The sequence below is a fragment of the Streptomyces sp. DH12 genome, assembly GCF_020873895.1.
GTDB lineage: Bacteria > Actinomycetota > Actinomycetes > Streptomycetales > Streptomycetaceae > Streptomyces.
The window spans coordinates 1-385 of sequence record NZ_JAHWGT010001698.1 but is presented as its reverse complement, the minus strand read 5'-3'; the positions used below and the strand labels follow the sequence as shown (position 1 = coordinate 385).

1 pseudogene is annotated in these 385 nt (G+C 70.1%); it reads left to right on the top strand.

Going from position 1 to position 385, the window contains the following annotated elements:
* Positions 1-385: pseudogene (locus LPA54_RS41790) on the top strand (ATP-binding protein); the annotation flags it as partial.

The window sequence follows — 385 nt, the reverse complement described above, 5'->3', positions numbered from 1 at the left end:
GTGCGGGCGGACGCCGAGTCGGCGACCAAGGCCGTGCTCAAGTCGGCCATGGGCACACTCCAGTCGCTCGCCGAGGAGCAGCAACTGCTCCTGGACCAACTGCTGAAGAAGTACGGCAACGACAGCGAGGTGCTGGCCGACCTGATGTCGGTGGACCACACCGGCAGCCAGTTCGGCCGCCGGGCCAAGGGCATCTCGGTGCTCTGCGGCGGCTGGCTTGGCCGCCGCGAGGGGGCGGCGACCGTCTACGACGTCACTCGCAGCGCCCAGGGCCGCATCAAGGACTTCAACCGGGTGAGCATCCACGCCCAGGCCAGCGTGGCCGTGGTCGGCAAGGCGGTCGAGCCGGTGGCCGTGGTGCTGGCGGAGCTGCTGGACAACGCGA